This is a genomic window from Niallia sp. MER 6 (genome assembly GCF_023714395.1).
GTDB lineage: Bacteria > Bacillota > Bacilli > Bacillales > Cytobacillaceae > Niallia.
This window is the reverse complement of the sequence record NZ_JAMAUK010000130.1, coordinates 1-385: the sequence shown is the minus strand read 5'-3', so window position 1 is coordinate 385 and position 385 is coordinate 1. Positions and strand designations below refer to the sequence as shown.

Here is a 385-nt window from a genome sequence, read left to right as displayed (position 1 = left end):
GTTCATGTGCGCGCGTTCACTGTGTGACAGTCGATGACGCCGGTGGTTGCACGGCGGCGGGCGGCGTGGAGGGCGCGGGTTCCGCGGGCGGCACGGCCGATGCATCCAGTGCCGGAGCGCCGGCGGGCGCGTTCGTTGCGCCGCTGGGCGCGGCGTCGGCAGGCACGTTCGGTGCGGCGAGCCGGCCGTGCCACAGCAGTTCGATCTGCGCCCCGTTCGGCTCGCTCTGCACGAGCCGCGCGGGCAGCCAGCCGAGCGACGGCGCGAGCCACATGTCGATGCGGCGCGTGTCGCCGTCGCGGCGCGGCAGGCGCATGAAGTGCCGCGCCGCGACGATGCCGGCCTGCGTCTGCACCTGTTCGTCGCCGATCACGGTGATCGGCCA

Annotated in this window: 1 pseudogene; it reads right to left on the bottom strand. The window is 74.3% G+C overall.

The features are described 5' to 3' along the window. Positions 1-16: 16 nt before the first annotated feature. Positions 17-385, bottom strand: a pseudogene (locus M3600_RS28665) (hypothetical protein); the annotation flags it as partial.